Genomic DNA, 15,980 nt, shown 5'->3' on the forward strand with positions numbered 1-15,980 from the left:
CGGGGGCGGCGGGAGTGCCCCCGAGGGGCGCGGGACCCGCGCGGCCGGGCAGGGCGCACCCGCGGCCGGCGGACGGCCGAACGCACCGTCCGCCCCGTCGCAAACCCTTGACAGTGCATACAAGCGCGTCAAATCTGGGCGCAGAGTCGGTGTGGTCCAGGGAGGCGAGGATGCCTGCTGCCCGGGAGTCGCTGTTGGACGCCGCCTACACGGCGCTCGCGCGCCGGCCGTGGTCCGCCGTGCGGATGGTCGACGTGGCCGCGTCGGCCGGGGTGTCCCGGCAGACCCTGTACAACGAGTTCGGCAGCAAGGACGGCCTGGCCCGGGCGCTGGTGCGGCGGGAGGCCGACGGATACCTCGCCGGCGTCGAGCGGGCCCTCGCCGGTCCCGCGGGGGCGCGGGACCGGCTCACCGCCACCGCCGAGTGGACGGCCACCGCCGCCCGGGACAACGTGCTGGTCCGTGCCATGCTCACCGGCTGCTGGACCGAGTGGCTGCCGAGTCCGCCGCTCACCGCCGTGCCCTCCGCCACCGCGGTACCGGCACAGCGCCGGGCGGACGGGCCGCTGCCCGCGCCGCGCGACTTCGTGCGGATCGTGCGGGATCGCGCGGTGGCCGTGCTGGCCGGTTCCGGCGTCGAGCCGGCCGGTACCGCGGAACTGCTGCGCTCCTGCGAACTGGTGGTGCGGCTCGCCCTGTCCTGCGTGGCGGCGCCGCCGGGGGAGGGCGGGCTGGCGGAGCTGGTACGGGCGGTGCTGCCACGGCACCTGGCGTGAACCCGCGCCCGCCGGGCCCCTGGCGGACGGACGGCCCTAGCTAGCACACCTAGTGGGCGGAGCCCGACAGCTGGAGGCCGATCACGCCGATGATGACCAGGCTGATCGACACGATCTTCAGGGTGGAGACCAGGTCGCCGAGGAAGACCATGCCGTAGATCGCGGTGCCCGCCGCGCCGATGCCGGTCCACACGGCGTAGGCGGGGCCGACGTCGAGCTTCCGCAGGGACAGGGTGAGCAGACCGAAGCTGCCCAGGGCGAACGACGCGAAGGCGATCGTGGGCCACAGGCGCGTGAACCCGTGCGAGAGCTTCAGGCACACGGCGAAGCCGGTCTCCAGTATCCCGGCCACTATGACCAGCAGCCACGCCATGTGCGGTCCTCCCGTTGATCCGGATCTCCGGCTCGGTGCGATTATGCACTTACCGGCCGCGCACCCCGGCAAACAACGCGAGGCTCAGTCGCCTTCCGTGCGCTCCCTGGTGGCCAGCAGCCGGCGCAGCGAGTACAGCCGTGCCGGGTCCGCGTGCCCCTCCTCCACCCACGCGTCCAGCGCGCAGTCTGGCTCGTCGTGGCTGCACGCGCGCGGGCAGCCCGCCGTACCGGGTTCGAGGTCGGGGAAGGCGTGGATCACGCGCGACGGATCGATGTGCGCGAGCCCGAAGGAGCGGACCCCGGGGGTGTCGACGACCCAGCCGTCCGTTCCGGCCAGCGGCAGGGCGAGCGCGGAGGTGGTGGTGTGCCGGCCGCGGCCCGTCACCGCGTTCACATGGCCCGTCAGACGCCGGCGCTCCTGCGGGACCAGCGCGTTGACCAGGGTCGTCTTGCCGACACCCGAGTGACCCACGAACGCGGTGATCCTGCCCGAGAGGTGTTCGCGGACCCGGTCCGCCGCGTCCCCGTTCTCCAGTTCCCCGCGGCTGGTGACGACGTAGGGGATGTCCAGGGTGCCGTACAGCTCCAGCAGCTTGTCCGGCGGGGCCAGGTCCGACTTGGTCATCACCAGCAGCGGCTCCAGACCGCCGTCGAAGGCCGCGACCAGACAGCGGTCGATCAGCCGGGGGCGGGGCTCGGGATCGGCCAGGGCCGTCACGATCGCCAGCTGGTCGGCGTTGGCGACGACCACGCGCTCGTACGGATCGTCGTCGTCGGCCGTGCGGCGCAGCACCGACGTCCGCTCCTCGATGCGGACGATCCGCGCGAGCGTGTCCTTGGCGCCGGACAGGTCGCCGACCAGGGCCACCCGGTCGCCCACCACGGCCGCCTTGCGGCCCAGCTCACGCGCCTTCATGGCCATCACGATCCGGTCCTCGACCAGGCAGGTCAACCGTCCCCGGTCGACGGTGAGGACCATGCCCTCGGCCGCGTCCTCGTGCTTGGGCCGGATGTTCGTCCGCGGCCGGTTGCCCTTGCGGTTGGGGCGGCTGCGGATGTCGTCCTCGTCGGTGTGCTTGCCGTAGCGGCGCATGGCGTTACGTCCCTACTGCCCGAGCATCCCGGTCCACAGCTCGGGGAAGTCCGGCAGGGTCTTCGCCGTCGTCGCCACGTTCTCGATCCGCACGCCCGGCACTGCCAGGCCGATGACCGCGCCGGCGGTCGCCATGCGGTGGTCCTCGTAGGTGTGGAAGGTCCCGGCGTGCAGCGCGCGCGGGCGGATGTGCAGGCCGTCGGCCGTCTCCGTGACGTCACCGCCCAGCTCGTTGATCTCCTTGGTGAGCGCGGCCAGCCGGTCCGTCTCGTGCAGCCGCAGATGGGCCACGCCCCGCAGGGTGGACGGCGAGTCGGCGAGCGCGGCCACCGCCGCGATGCCCGGGGTCAGCTCGCCCACGTCGCCGAGGTCCACGTCGATGCCGTGGATCGCCCCCGAACCGGTGAACTCAAGGCCGTACTCGGTGAGTTCGCAGGAACCGCCCATCTCGGTGAAGATCTCCCGCAGCCGGTCACCCGGCTGGGTGGTCCGCGCCGGCCAGTCCGGGATCACCACCTTGCCGCCGGTGACCAGGGCCGCCGCCAGGAACGGCTGCGCGTTGGACAGGTCCGGCTCGATCGTCAGGTCCCGCCCGAGCAGCGCGCCCGGCGTCACCCGCCACACGTTGGGCTCACCGCCCGACTCCGGGGTGTCCACCTGGGCGCCGACCGCGCGCAGCATGTCCACCGTCATCCGGATGTGCGGCACCGAGGGCAGGCTGGCGCCGGTGTGGCGGACCTCCACGCCCTGGTTGAAACGGGGGCCCGACAGCAGCAGCGCCGACACGAACTGCGAGGACGAGGAGGCGTCGATCGACACCGGGCCGCCGTCCAGGGCCCCGCCGCCGTGCACGGTCAGCGGCAGGGTGCCCCGGCCGTCGTCGTCGATCCGGGCGCCGAGCACCCGCAGCGCGTCGATCACGCCGTTCAGGGGACGCTCGTACGACCGCGGGTCCCCGTCGAACCGGACCGGGCCGTCGGCCAGCGCGGCCACCGGAGGCAGGAACCGCATCACCGTGCCCGCGTTGCCGACGTCGACCGTGGCCGGGCCGGACAGGCCCGTGGGCAGCACCCGCCACGCCTCGCCGGTGCCGTCCGGGCCCACGCCCTCCTCGATCTCCACACCCATGGCCCGCAGCGCACCGGCCATCAGCAGGGTGTCGCGGGACCGCAGCGGGCGGCGCAGCCAGCCGGGCTCGGAGGCCAGGGCCGCGAGGACCAGAGCGCGGTTGGTGACCGACTTGGACCCCGGCACGTGGACCGTCGCGTCGACGGCTCCGCTCGCGTGCGGGGCGGGCCAGAGGGCGGTGGAGGAGGTGTTCGGGGCCATGGGGCCACTTTATAAGGAGGCCGCGCCGTCAACCCTCCAGCAGCCAGCGGCCCCCGCCGATCAGCGAGCACAGCGACACGGCGTGGAAGAGGAACAGCCACAGGCCCGCCGGCACGTGCGTCAGCCGCGACAACTGGTCCGCGTCCGAGTCTCCCGCCCCCGACCGGGACCGCTTGGCCTGGAGCTCGAACGGCGGCCGTACCCCGCCGGCCAGCAGGAACCACACCACCGCGTACGCGAACGCGGCCTGCACCTGCGGCCCCGCCAGCCAGGACACCAGCAGGAAGGCCCCGCCCGCGAGGACCACGGTCAGCACGCCATAGGCGTTGCGGATCATCACCAGCATCGCCACCAGCAGGGCGGTGGCCACCCACAGCAGGAGGGTGATGCGCCCGGCGGCCAGCAGCGCGGCCCCGCCGAGGCCCAGCAGCGAGGGCGCCGTGTAGCCCGCCGCGGCCGTCAGGATCATGCCCAGCCCGTACGGCTTGCCCCGGCTCACGGTGAGGCCGCTGGTGTCGGAGTGCAGCCGGATGCCGGTGAGCTGCCGGCCGGTGAGCAGGGCGACCAGACCGTGACCGCCCTCGTGCGCGATGGTGATCGCGTTGCGGGATATCCGCCACACCGGGTGCGGGACGACCACGGCGAGGGCGGCGGCCAGCGTGGCCAGCACCACCCACAGGCCGGGATCGGGCTGGGTGCCGGCGAGCCGGTCCCAGAGGTCGGGCAGCGCGGTGGCGGCGAGGCTGTCCATCGGTCGCAGTGGCTCCCTGTACTGGTACGGAGTCTGGCAGTGTGGCACGTATGTGCGGACGGTATGCGGCGAGTCGTAGGCCCGAGGATCTCGCGGGCATCTTCGGGGTCGAGCTGGGGGTCCCCTCGGAGCGGGCGGAGCCGGACCCTCGGGGGAGGGAGCCCGAGGAGACCCTGGAGCCCGACTACAACGTGGCGCCGACCAAGGAGGTCTACGCCGTCCTCGACCGCCCCCTGAAAGACGCGGACTCCCCGCGTCCGGTTCGCCAGCTGCGCAGGCTGAAGTGGGGCCTGGTGCCGTCCTGGGCGAAGACCCCGGAGGGCGGCGCCCGGATGATCAACGCCCGCGCGGAGACCGTCCACGAGAAGCCCGCCTACCGGCGCGCCTTCGCCGCCCGCCGCTGCATCCTGCCGGCCGACGGCTACTACGAGTGGGTCACCGGCGCCCAGGAGCGCGACCTGGAGGTCGAGGGCAGGAAGAAGCGGCCGCGCAAGCAGCCGTACTTCGTGCTGCCCGCCGACGGCTCGGTGTTCGCGATGGCCGGCCTGTACGAGTTCTGGCGCGACCGGACCCTGCCCGACGACCACCCGCGGGCCTGGTGGGTCACCTGCTCGGTGATCACCACCGAGGCGGAGCAGACCCCGCTGGCCGTGGCCCCCGCCGAGGGTCCGCGCTCCCTCGCCGAGATCCACCCCCGGATGCCCCTGATGCTCACCCCGGACCGCTGGGACGCCTGGCTCGACCCCTCCCGCACGGACCCCGACGACCTGCGCGGGCTGCTGGCCCCGCCGCCGGCCGGCCTGATGCGGGCCTACCCGGTCTCCACCGCCGTCAGCAACGTCCGCAACAACGGCCCGGAGCTGCTGAAGGAGCTGGAGGCTCCCGAAGAGGGCACACTCTTCTGACGTGACCAAGGCGACAGACGTGACAGACGTGACAGATGTGACAGACGTGACAGGCGTGACCGCACAGACCGTCGGTACGGACGCCGGGGACGCCCGGATCACCTGGCACCCGGCGAAGAAGGCCCGGCTGGTGCTGGCCGTCGGCCACGGCGCAGGCGGCGGCATCGAGGCGCGCGACCTCCGGGCGCTCGCGGCCGCGCTGCCCGCCGGCGGCGTGACCGTCGCCCTCGTCGAGCAGCCCTGGCGGGTCGCCGGCAAGAAGATCGCGCCCGCGCCGAAGACCCTGGACGCCGGATGGCGGGGCGTGTGGCCCGCGCTCACCGGGCCGGGCCTGCCGGTGATCGCCGGGGGGCGCAGCGCCGGCGCCCGCGTCGCCTGCCGCACGGCGGCCGAGCTGGGCGCGCACGCCGTGCTCGCGCTGAGCTTCCCGCTGCACCCGCCGGGCAAGCCGGACAGGTCCCGGGCGGAGGAACTGCTGGGGGCCGGGGTGCCCACGCTGGTCGTCCAGGGCTGCAACGACCCCTTCGGGAGGCCAGCGGAGTTCCCGGAGGGTGACTTCCGGCTCGTCGAGGTGCCGCACGGCGATCACGGGTTCGCCGTTCCCAAGCGCGCGGAGATCACCCAGGAGCGGGCGCTGGAGGTCGTCACCGGCGCGGTACGGGAGTGGACCGCGTCACTCGGGTGACCCGGGAATGTTGTGCGGTGGGCCGCTGTTGAGCCGATCGGAAGTGCCGACGGCTTCGGCACCGACGTCGCAGGAGAGGAAGTCCGCCGCATGGTTTCGACCATCTGCCCGGCCCGCAGCAGCCGCACTGACCTGGACTGGTCGGTGCTGCACGCGGCCAAGACCGCTCCTGCTCGAGCGGCGGCAGGCACGGGTCGTGTTCTATCCTCCGAATCGAGTGGGACCGGTTTCGGTCCTATCCGGGATCTTGAGGAGGTGGGTCCGGTCACCGGTACCGACGCAGGGACCGACAACGGCCAGGCGGAGCTGCCCGAGGGCCAGGGCGTCAGCGCGGACGCGTCCGATGAGTCGACCGCGGAGCGCAGCGCGCGCTTCGAGCGGGACGCGCTCGAATTCCTCGACCAGATGTACTCGGCCGCGCTGCGCATGACGCGCAACCCGGCCGACGCCGAGGACCTGGTGCAGGAGACGTACGCCAAGGCGTACGCGTCCTTCCACCAGTTCCGCGAGGGCACCAACCTCAAGGCGTGGCTGTACCGCATCCTCACGAACACCTTCATCAACTCCTACCGCAAGAAGCAGCGCGAGCCCCAGCGCTCCGCCGCGGAGGAGATCGAGGACTGGCAGCTCGCCCGTGCCGAGTCGCACATGTCGACCGGTCTGCGCTCCGCCGAGTCGCAGGCGCTCGACCACCTGCCCGACTCGGACGTGAAGGCCGCGCTCCAGGCCATCCCCGAGGAGTTCCGCATCGCCGTCTATCTCGCGGACGTCGAGGGGTTTGCCTACAAGGAGATCGCGGACATCATGGGGACACCCATCGGTACGGTGATGTCCCGGCTGCACCGGGGCCGCCGTCAGCTGCGCGGCATGCTGGAGGACTACGCCCGTGAGCGCGGGCTGGTCCCGGCCGGCGCCGGAGAGTCGAACGAAGCGAAAGGCTCGGGCTCATGAGCTGCGGAGAGCCGCACGAGACGGACTGCAGTGAGGTCCTCGACCACCTGTACGAGTTCCTCGACAGCGAGATGCCGGACGTCGACCGCGACAAGTTCCAGCACCACTTCGAGGAATGCTCGCCGTGCCTGGAGAAGTACGGCCTGGAGCAGGCCGTGAAGAAGCTGGTGAAGCGGTGCTGCGGGCATGACGACGTGCCCGCCGACCTGCGGGCCAAGGTCATGGGGCGGATCGACCTGATCCGCTCCGGGCAGACCGTGCCGGAGCACGATGTCACCAAGGCCCCGGCAGCACCGCGGGAGTCCTGACACGCCGGGGCATATCACCCGAACGTGCTAATGCTCAGGTCGTAAGCCCCGCATCCCCCGATTCCGCCCTAGGCTCCCAGCCTGGATGAGGCACGGTCGGGGAGGGGCGTGATGGACGCGGTACCGGCAAGGGCACGCGGCTTCGTCGCCGCCGTCGCCCTGTCGGCCGTCCTGTGCCTGCTGCCCCTACCGGTGGCGCACACCCCCTGGGAGGCGACGGCCCTGCTCGCCGCGCTCTACGCGGCCTGCGAGCACGCCGTGCGCCGCCGCTTCGGCGGCACCTTCTACCCGGTGCTGCTCGCCGGCGCGTTCCTGCTGCCCCCGGCGGCCGCCGCGCTCGTCCCGGTGCCCGCCGCGCTGCTCTCCCCGGTCGAGCACCCGCCCGCCCTGCTGCGGCGCGTGTGGCGGGCCGCGCAGCCCGCGCTCGCCGTGTGGGCCGCCGCCCGGACACACCGCGCACTCGGCGGCGAGGACGCCGTCCTCGGCTCGGACTTCCCCTCCGCGCTGCTGCCCGCGGGCGCGGCCGTCCTCGCGTTCTGCCTGGTGCTCACCGCGCTCGACGGCGGCCTGCGCGCGGCGGCCGGGCTGGTGCCGCTGCGGCGGGCCTGGCGCGGGCTGCTGGCGCGCTCGCCGGCCCCCGTCGCCGTGCACGGACTCGCCGGGCTGATGATGGCCGTGCTCTGGCGCAGCCCCTACGGCCCCGTCGCCGCGCTGCTCGTGCTGCTGCCGATGGGCGTCTCCTGGTGGGTCTTCGCCCTCTACCACCGCGAACGCGCCGCCCACCAGGCCACCATCCGCGCCCTCGTCCAGGCCGTCGACATCAAGGACGGCTACACCCGCGGCCACAGTGAACGCGTCGGACACGCCTCCGTGCTGATCGCCCGCGAACTCGGCATGGACGAGGACCGCGTCGAGGTGCTGCGCTTCGCCGGCATCCTGCACGACGTCGGCAAGCTGGGCGTGCCCACCCGGCTGCTGCGCAAGGACGGTCCGCTCACCCCGGAGGAGCGGCGGATCATCGAACTGCACCCCGAGTACGGCCACCAGATGGTCCGCGGCATCTCCTTCCTCGGCGAGGCCCGCGCGGCCATCCTCCACCACCACGAACGGCTCGACGGCAGCGGCTACCCGTACGGTCTGGCCGGCGACCGCATCCCCGAGTCCGCCCGGATCGTCGCCGTCGCGGACGCCTTCGACGCCATGACCTCCACCCGCTGCTACAGCAGGGCCCGCCCGGTCGAGGCCGCCGTCGCCGAGCTGGAGCGCTGCGCCGGGGCCCACTTCGACCCCCGGATGGTCGGCGCGCTGGTCCGCGCCCTGCGCCGCTCCGGCTGGCATCCGGCGGTCACCGCCGACGAACCCGCGTACGGCACCGCGCCCGCGGAGCGGACCCCCAGCACCGGGGCACCCCGATGACCGTCCTGCGGCTGATCCACGGCGCCGCCGCCCTCGTCGCGGCCGGCTCCCTCGCCGTCACCCTCTGGACCGGCCTGCACGACCGGGGCGTCGCGCTCGCCTTCGGCGTGCTCATAGCCGCCGGCGAACTGACCCGCTGGAGCGACGAGCAGGGACAGCGGCAGGCCGCCCCCCTCGGTGCCGCCGGCGCCCTGTCGTACGCCCTGCTGGGCGCCGACGCCGGACGGCCCGGCCAGCACGGAGCCGCCCAGGTCGTCACCGTCGTCCTCCTCGCCACCGTGCTCGGCGCCGTCCCGCACATCTGGTCCGGCCGCAGCCCCACCGTCGACCACCTGACCCGCCGGATCCTCACCGTCGGCTTCGCCGCCGTGTGCTTCCAACCCCTCTACAGCCAGGGCGTCTTCGCCCGGTGGGGCGGCCCCGCCTACGCCCTCCTGCTGCTCACCCTGCTCGCCCTCACCTCCCTGTGCGGTGCGGTCCTGGCCGCCGCGCTCGCCCACTGCCGCACCCGCTGGCCGTTCGGCCCGCTGCTGCGCGAGGAACTGCGCGGACTGCTCGGCATCGGCTCCGCGATCTGCGCGACCGGCGCCGTGATGGCCCTCGCGGTCGCCGTCGTCGGCCTGTGGGCCCTGCCCGTGTTCTGCCTGCCCATGCTGCTCGTACAGCTCTCCCTGAGCCGGTACGCCGCCGTCCGCGCCACCTACCGGCAGACCATCGCCTCCCTGGCCCGCGCCACCGAGATCGCCGGCTGCACCCCCGCCGGCCACGCCCACCGCGTCGCCGCGCTCAGCCTCGCCGTCGGCCGGGACCTCGGCCTGAGCGGACCCGAACTGACCGTCCTGGAGTACGCGGCCCTGATGCACGACATCGGCCAGCTCAGCCTGGTCGACCCGGTCCCGGCCGGCGCCACCGCCGGCCTGCCCGCCGCGGAGCAGCGGCGCATCGCCCTGCTCGGCGGTGCCGTCGTCCGGCAGACCGGCGTGGACGCGGCCGTCGCCGTCGTCGTGGAACGGCAGGCCGACCCCTACCGGGAACAGCCGCTCGCCGCCCGGATCGTCCGGGCCGTGAACGCCTACGAGGAGCGGACCCGTGACGCCGGTCCCGAAGGCCCGCTGCGCGCACTGGAGGAGCTGCGGCTCGGCACCGCCGGGGACTACGCTCCCGAGGTCGTGGAGTCGCTCGCCCGGGTGCTGGCCGGGCCGCCGGGCGTGCGGGAGCGGGTGCCGCCGCGGCGAACGGGACTGTCTGACCCGCGCCCGGCTGGGTAACCCATGGGTAATGAGCGCCTTTCCCACGGCACGTGGTTGGATGCGAGGGAGAGGGTGTCCGGGGGCACAAGCCAGCCCACAGCGGGAAATGGAACTGGCAGGCGGGAATCGTGAGGATCTTCGGCAAGGGACGGCACCGGCCCTCCGCCTCCTGGCGGCAGGCCACCGACCGGGCGTTCACGCTCATCGGCGACGGCCGGTACGAGGACGCGGGCGAGCTGCTGACACGGGCCGCCGATCTGGAACCCTGGCTGTCGGAGTCCTGGTTCAACCTGGCCCTGCTGCACAAGTTCCGGCACGACTGGGAGCAGGCGCGCGCGGCCGGACTGCGCGCGGTCGCCCTGCTCGAACGGGAGACCGGGGCGCCCGACTGGTGGAACGTCGGCATCGCCGCGACCGCCCTGCAGGACTGGCCGCTGGCCCGCCGCGCCTGGCAGGCGTACGGGCTGAAGGTGCCCGGCGGAGCCGCGGCCTCCGCCGAGCCCGTCGGCATGGAGCTGGGCAGCGCGGCCGTACGGCTCTCCCCGGAAGGCGAGGCCGAGGTCGTCTGGGGCCGCCGGCTGGACCCCGCGCGGATCGAGGTGCTGTCGATCCCGCTGCCCTCGTCCGGGCGGCGCTGGGGGGAGGTCGTGCTGCACGACGGCGTCCCGCACGGCGAGCGCACCACCTCGGACGGGCACTCCTACCCGGTCTTCGACGAGATCGAGCTGTGGGCGCCGTCGCCCGTCCCCACCTGGGTGGTCCTGCTGGAGGCGGCCACCGAGGCCGACCGGGACGCGCTGGAGCAACTCGCCGCGGACGCGGGCTTCGCGGCGGAGGACTGGTCGTCGTCGGTACGGCTGCTGTGCCGGATGTGCAGCGAGTCCCGCATGCCGTCCGACGAGGGCGACGGGGTGCACCTGGACCCGCACGACCACAGCGAGCCGGGTCACCCGGGGCCGCTCGGGCACCGCACGGACGGGCAGCTGTGGGTGCCGGAGCGGGAGTGCGGTGTCGCGGCCCCGGCGTCCCTCGTGCGGGGGCTTCTCGACGGATGGGTCGCCGACAGCCCGGACTCGCGGGACTGGCGCGATCTGGAAGAGGTCTGCTGAGCGGGCGCCGTACCCTGTATCAGCAACATCTCTGCCCTGTTCTTTGAGGAAGGCGTACGTCGGTCATGGCGCAGCAGGACACCGATCAGCAGCACGCGGGCGTGCTCCCCGTCGACGGCGAGGGCTATGTCGTCGACACGGAGGACTGCGAGGAGCGCGAGAGGGCCTGGCGCGAGCGCGGCACCTCCCGGCCGATCACGGTCGTCGGCAACCCGGTGCTGCACAAGGAGTGCAAGGACGTCACCGACTTCGGCGAGGAGCTCCAGCAGCTCGTCGCCGACATGTTCGCCAGCCAGCGCACCGCCGAGGGCGTGGGCCTGGCCGCCAACCAGATCGGTGTCGACCTGAAGGTCTTCGTCTACGACTGCCAGGACGACGAGGGCGTCCGGCACGTGGGCGTGGTCTGCAACCCGAGGCTCGTCGACCTGCCCGCCGAGAAGCGCCGGCTGGACGACAGCAACGAGGGCTGCCTGTCCGTGCCCACGGCCTACGCGTCGCTCGCCCGCCCCGACTACGCCGAGGTGACCGGCCAGGACGAGCTGGGCAACCCGGTCAAGGTCCGCGGCACCGGCTACTTCGCCCGCTGTTTGCAGCACGAGACCGACCACCTCTACGGCTACCTGTACATCGACCGGCTGTCGAAGCGGGACCGCAAGGACGCGCTGCGGCAGATGGCGGAGAACGAGCCACGCTACCCCGTGGTCGCCAACGACTGAGCGACGCCGCGCACTCGGGGCGCCCCGTCCGGGATTCTTCCCGGGCGGGGCGCCTTCGCGTTGCCGTGTCCCGCTCGTTCGTGCGTCGAACAACCGGTCCCTTCCAGGGCCCCGGTGATCCTTAACCAGTCACACAAGGGGGGATTCGGGGCGCCTAGGGGTGGTGAATGAGGCAAATCCGTTCCCACGGCGGTCAGTTGTGGTGCTGAATGGAAGTGCGGGACACGCAACGGCGCACGCCCGGCACAACGGGAGGGGTGTGCGCTCCTGGCGGCTGAGAGGGGTTTGTTCGTGCAGGCTTTCCCACACAGCACCACAGCGACGCAGACGGCGGTCGTGGTCCCACCCTCACTGGCACTGCCGGTGATCGAGTCCGCCTTTCCACGGCAACGGCATCCGTATTGGCCACGGCTCCAGGAGAAGACCCGGCTCTGGCTCCTGGAAAAACGGCTCATGCCGCCGGCCAAGGTCCAGGAATATGCCGATGGCCTGTGCTACACCGACCTCATGGCGGGGTACTACACCGGTGCCCCCGACGAGGTCCTCCAGGCCATAGCCGACTACAGCGCCTGGTTCTTCGTCTGGGACGACCGCCACGACCGCGACATCGTGCACGGCCGGGCGGGCGACTGGCGACGGCTGCGGCACCGGCTGCACGCGGCCCTGGACGCACCCAGGCACCATCTGCACCACCCCGACCCGCTGGTGGCGGGCTTCGCGGACAGCGTGCTGCGGCTGTACGGCTTCCTTTCACCCACCTGGAACCAGCGGTTCGCCCGCCACTTCCACGCGGTCGTCGAGGCCTACGACCGTGAATTCCGCAACCGCACCGAGGGATACATACCCGGTGTCGAGGAATACCTCGCGCTGCGCCGGCTCACCTTCGCGCACTGGATATGGACCGACCTGCTCGAACCCAGTGCCGGATGCGAACTACCGGACCATGTTCGGAAAAACCCGGCCTACCGTCGGGCGGCCCTTCTCAGTCAGGAATTCGCCGCCTGGTACAACGACCTCTGTTCGCTTCCGAAGGAAATAGCGGGCGACGAGGTGCACAATCTCGGAATCAGCCTCATCACCCACAAGAAGCTGACTCTCGAAGAGGCGGTGGACGACGTCAGGCGGCGCATCGAGGAATGTGTCAGCGAATTCCTCCTGGCCGAACGGAGCGCGCTGAGGTTCGCCCGCGAGCTCGACGACGGAACGGTCCGCGGAAAGGAGCTGAGCACCGCGGTCCAGTCCTGTGTCGGCAATATGCGCAACTGGTTCAGCTCCGTCTACTGGTTCCACCACGAGTCCGGCCGGTACAGGGTCGACAGCTGGGACGACCGCTCCACGCCCCCGTACGTCACGAACGAAGCGGCAGGTGAGAAATGACCGTCGAGTCGGTACAGCCCGCGAACCCCGGGACGCCCGCGGCCACGGGGACGCCCGCGCACCCCGCGACGTCCGACCTGCGTGAACCGCCCCTGGCCGGAGGCGCCGTACCGGTCCTCGGGCACGGTCTGAAGCTGGTCCGCGACCCGCTCGCCTTCATGTCCGGGCTGCGTGACCACGGAGACGTCGTCCGGCTGAAGCTCGGCCCCAAGACGGTGTACGCCGTCACCACCCCGGCGCTCACCGGAGCACTGGCCCTGAACCCCGACTTCAAGATCGACGGCCCGCTGTGGGAATCGCTCGAGGGCCTGCTCGGCAAGGAGGGCGTGGCCACCGCGAACGGCCCCCGGCACCGCCGGCAGCGGCGCACCATACAGCCCGCGTTCCGGCTGGACGCGATACCCGGTTACGGCCCGGTCATGGAGGAGGAGGCGCACGCCCTGACCGACCGCTGGAAACCCGGGGGCACCATCGACTGCACCTCCGAGTCCTTCCGGGTCGCCGTCCGCATCGCGGCCCGCTGCCTGCTGCGCGGCGACTACATGGACGAGCGCGCGGAACGGCTCAGCATCGATCTCGCCACCGTCTTCCGTGGCATGTACCGCCGGATGGTGATCCCGCTCGGCCCGCTCTACCGGCTGCCGTTCCCGGCCAACCGCGAATTCAACCGGGCGCTGGCCGATCTGCATCTGCTGGTGGACGAGATCGTCGCGGAGCGGAGGGAATCTGGTCAAAAGCCGAACGATTTGCTGACGGCATTGCTGGAAGCGAAGGACGACAATGGCGACCCCATCGGGGAACAGGAGATCCACGACCAGGTCGTCGCCATACTCACCCCCGGCAGCGAAACGGTCGCGTCCACGATCATGTGGCTGCTCCAGGTCCTCGCCGCGCATCCGGAACACGCCGAGAAGGTACGGACCGAGGTCGAATCCGTGACCGGTGGCCGACCGGTCGGATTCGAGCACGTCCGCTCGCTCACGCACACCAACAATGTCGTCGTCGAGGCCATGCGACTCCGGCCCGCCGTATGGATATTGACGCGGCGCGCGGTGAGCGACACCGCGCTCGGCGGCTATCGCATTCCGGCCGGGGCGGACATCGTCTACAGCCCGTACGCCATCCAGCGCGACGCCCGCTCCTACACCCGCCACCTCGACTTCGACCCCGACCGCTGGCTGCCCGAGCGGGCCAAGGAGGTGCCCAAGTACGCGATGAGCCCGTTCAGCGTGGGCAACCGCAAGTGCCCCAGCGACCACTTCTCCATGACCCAGCTGAGCCTGATCACCGCGGCGGTCTCCGCCAAGTACCGCTTCGAGCAGGTCGGCGGGTCCGACGACACCACCCGCGTGGGCATCACGCTCCGCCCGCAGAACCTGCTGCTGCGGGCGATGCCCTGGTAGACCGCCTGTACCGGCGCGCGCTCAGGCGGCCTGCGGTCCCCGGAACGCGCGCCGGTAGGCGTTCGGGGTGGTCCCCAGCGCCCGGACGAACTGGTGGCGCAGCGCGGCGGCCGTGCCGAACCCGGTGCGCCAGGCGATGGCGTCCATCGTCTCGTCCGTACCCTCCAGCAACTGCTGTGCCAGCAGCACCCGTTGGCGCAGGATCCACCGGTACGGCGTGGTCCCGGTCTCCTGCTGGAAGCGACGGGCGAAGGTGCGCGGCGCCATGTGGGCGCGGGCGGCGAGCTGTTCGACGGTCACCTCCTGGTCGAGGTGGGCCTCCATCCAGGCGAGCACCTCACCGACCGTGTCGCAGGGCGCCTTCGGCAGGGGCCGCTCGATGAACTGCGCCTGCCCGCCGTCCCGGTGCGGCGGCACCACCATCCGACGGGCGATCTTGTTGGCCACCTCCGGTCCCTGCTCCTTGCGCACGAGGTGCAGACAGGCGTCTATCCCGGCGGCGGTGCCGGCCGAGGTGATCACGGGATCCTCGTCCACGTACAGCACGTCCGGCTCGACCGTGAGCCGTGGGTAGCGCCGCGACAGCTGCTCGGCGTTGTGCCAGTGCGCCGCGCACCGCCGTCCGTCCAGCAGCCCCGCCGCCGCCAGCACGAACACCCCGGAGCAGACGCTGAGCACCCGGGTGCCCCGGTCCACGGCCCGCCGCAGCGCCGCCAGCAGCTCCTCCGGATACTCGCGCCGCGTATAGGTCTCCCCGGCCGGTACGGCGATCAGATCGGCCTCTTCGAGCCGCTCCAGGCCGTGCGGCGTGGACACGGTGAACCCGCAGTGGGTGCTCAGGACCGGTCCCTCCGCCGACACCACGGCGAAGTCGTACACGGGCAGTCCGTCGTCGCTGCGGTCGATGCCGAACACCTCGCACACGACACCCAGCTCGAAGGGGTGCACTCCGTCCAGCAGCACGGCGGCCACGTTCTTCAGCATGCTGCCAGTGTGCCTCGGCAGTGGCAGTAATTCGAGGCTCTACGGCAGTCCTGCCACTCCCGGTAAGGAGTGTCCGGCGTGAGACTGGTGTACATGAACGGAAACCAGATAGAAGGCCTGATCGGAATGCTCGCCACCCTCGGGATCCTGGTCCTCCTGGTCCTCCCGTCCGTGCTCGGCATCGTGCGCGACCGGCGCATCGACCGCCAGCTCAGGGCGGCCGGGCGGCCGGCGGCGACCCGGCCCACCGAGCCGGCGCGGGAGAGCGAGCCCCGCACAAGGCGCCACGGCGCGGCCCGCCCCGCCTGACGGCAACCGCGTCCGAGACCTCTCCGTCCGCTGTGTAAAGCCGGCCGGCGTCTGGACGGCTGCAGTTCAAGGCGGCCGGCGCCGCCCACTACCGGACGGTGAAGACCGTGCGCACGGGCGACGCCGGAAAGCTCAGCACCAAGGTCACCGCCACCTCGGCGGGCGGCTGGCGCTGGTACTTCCCCGGCACGACGACGACCGCGCGGGTCGTGTCGGCCGGGGACGCGGTGAAGCTGAGGTAAC

General features: G+C 72.3%; 17 protein-coding genes and 1 pseudogene. 13 read left to right on the forward strand and 5 right to left on the reverse strand.

From position 1 onward, the window contains the following. Positions 1-170 precede the first annotated feature (170 nt). The gene (locus LG395_RS12000) at positions 171-776 is read left to right on the forward strand and encodes a TetR/AcrR family transcriptional regulator (protein ID WP_225809343.1); all 606 of its coding nucleotides are present in this window, start codon (positions 171-173) and stop codon (positions 774-776) included. 49 nt (positions 777-825) lie between these two features. Here LG395_RS12000 and LG395_RS12005 read toward each other — a convergent pair whose 3' ends face one another. The 4 genes from LG395_RS12005 to LG395_RS12020 form a co-directional block, all read right to left on the reverse strand. Beyond that, a complete protein-coding gene (locus LG395_RS12005) occupies positions 826-1,149 on the reverse strand; it encodes a DMT family transporter (RefSeq protein WP_103812495.1) in 324 nt (107 codons plus the stop codon). 84 nt (positions 1,150-1,233) lie between these two features. After that, a complete protein-coding gene (gene rsgA / locus LG395_RS12010; RefSeq protein ID WP_171152975.1) occupies positions 1,234-2,244 on the reverse strand; it encodes a ribosome small subunit-dependent GTPase A in 1,011 nt (336 codons plus the stop codon). 12 nt (positions 2,245-2,256) lie between these two features. Further along, on the reverse strand, positions 2,257-3,573 hold the full coding sequence (gene aroA, locus LG395_RS12015; protein WP_171152973.1) for a 3-phosphoshikimate 1-carboxyvinyltransferase: 1,317 nt from the start codon (positions 3,571-3,573) through the stop codon (positions 2,257-2,259). Positions 3,574-3,601: 28 nt separating this feature from the next. Then, positions 3,602-4,324: a M50 family metallopeptidase gene (locus tag LG395_RS12020; protein ID WP_225809344.1), complete on the reverse strand. Its 723-nt coding sequence runs from the start codon at positions 4,322-4,324 to the stop codon at positions 3,602-3,604. A gap of 50 nt (positions 4,325-4,374) precedes the next feature. Here LG395_RS12020 and LG395_RS12025 point away from each other — a divergent pair, with 50 nt between their 5' ends. From LG395_RS12025 to LG395_RS12070, 10 genes are all read left to right on the forward strand, one after another. Further along, positions 4,375-5,229 carry an SOS response-associated peptidase gene (locus LG395_RS12025; RefSeq protein ID WP_225809345.1) on the forward strand — a complete coding sequence of 285 codons (855 nt, stop codon included), beginning with the start codon at positions 4,375-4,377 and terminating at the stop codon, positions 5,227-5,229. A 55-nt stretch (positions 5,230-5,284) separates the two neighbouring features. Continuing rightward, the gene (locus LG395_RS12030) at positions 5,285-5,914 is read left to right on the forward strand and encodes an alpha/beta hydrolase family protein (protein WP_225809346.1); all 630 of its coding nucleotides are present in this window, start codon (positions 5,285-5,287) and stop codon (positions 5,912-5,914) included. 255 nt (positions 5,915-6,169) lie between these two features. Further along, positions 6,170-6,865 (forward strand): RNA polymerase sigma factor SigR, encoded by a 696-nt coding sequence (gene sigR / locus LG395_RS12035; RefSeq protein WP_014674890.1) that lies wholly within the window; start codon positions 6,170-6,172, stop codon positions 6,863-6,865. Next, positions 6,862-7,173, forward strand: coding sequence for a mycothiol system anti-sigma-R factor (rsrA, locus tag LG395_RS12040; RefSeq protein ID WP_171152966.1), 312 nt, complete (start codon positions 6,862-6,864; stop codon positions 7,171-7,173). Before sigR ends, rsrA begins: the two co-directional genes overlap by 4 nt. A 111-nt stretch (positions 7,174-7,284) precedes the next feature. Next, entirely contained in the window at positions 7,285-8,589 is a 1,305-nt protein-coding gene (locus tag LG395_RS12045; RefSeq protein WP_171152965.1) for an HD-GYP domain-containing protein, read from the forward strand. Further along, entirely contained in the window at positions 8,586-9,857 is a 1,272-nt protein-coding gene (locus LG395_RS12050; protein WP_171152963.1) for an HD-GYP domain-containing protein, read from the forward strand. The genes LG395_RS12045 and LG395_RS12050 overlap by 4 nt, the downstream gene beginning before the upstream one ends. A gap of 110 nt (positions 9,858-9,967) precedes the next feature. Then, positions 9,968-10,948: a tetratricopeptide repeat protein gene (locus LG395_RS12055; protein WP_171152962.1), complete on the forward strand. Its 981-nt coding sequence runs from the start codon at positions 9,968-9,970 to the stop codon at positions 10,946-10,948. Positions 10,949-11,013: 65 nt separating this feature from the next. Continuing rightward, complete coding sequence (gene def / locus LG395_RS12060; protein ID WP_171152960.1) at positions 11,014-11,664, forward strand: peptide deformylase; 651 nt, start codon at positions 11,014-11,016, stop codon at positions 11,662-11,664. A 291-nt stretch (positions 11,665-11,955) separates the two neighbouring features. Then, on the forward strand, positions 11,956-13,041 hold the full coding sequence (gene cyc1, locus LG395_RS12065) for an epi-isozizaene synthase (RefSeq protein WP_225809347.1): 1,086 nt from the start codon (positions 11,956-11,958) through the stop codon (positions 13,039-13,041). After that, on the forward strand, positions 13,038-14,444 hold the full coding sequence (locus LG395_RS12070) for a bifunctional albaflavenone monooxygenase/terpene synthase (RefSeq protein WP_171152958.1): 1,407 nt from the start codon (positions 13,038-13,040) through the stop codon (positions 14,442-14,444). Before cyc1 ends, LG395_RS12070 begins: the two co-directional genes overlap by 4 nt. Positions 14,445-14,465: 21 nt before the next feature. Here the strand turns inward: LG395_RS12070 and LG395_RS12075 are convergent, their stop codons facing one another. Then, positions 14,466-15,428 carry a GlxA family transcriptional regulator gene (locus tag LG395_RS12075; RefSeq protein WP_225809348.1) on the reverse strand — a complete coding sequence of 321 codons (963 nt, stop codon included), beginning with the start codon at positions 15,426-15,428 and terminating at the stop codon, positions 14,466-14,468. A gap of 78 nt (positions 15,429-15,506) precedes the next feature. Here LG395_RS12075 and LG395_RS12080 point away from each other — a divergent pair, with 78 nt between their 5' ends. Together LG395_RS12080 and LG395_RS12085 are read left to right on the forward strand one after the other, a co-directional pair. After that, complete coding sequence (locus LG395_RS12080) at positions 15,507-15,737, forward strand: hypothetical protein (protein WP_372463222.1); 231 nt, start codon at positions 15,507-15,509, stop codon at positions 15,735-15,737. A 56-nt stretch (positions 15,738-15,793) separates the two neighbouring features. Beyond that, positions 15,794-15,979 (forward strand): annotated as a pseudogene (locus tag LG395_RS12085) (hypothetical protein); the annotation flags it as partial. Position 15,980 lies beyond the last annotated feature (1 nt).

The sequence above is a fragment of the Streptomyces spinosus genome, assembly GCF_020400655.1.
GTDB classification, from domain to species: domain Bacteria; phylum Actinomycetota; class Actinomycetes; order Streptomycetales; family Streptomycetaceae; genus Streptomyces; species Streptomyces argyrophylli.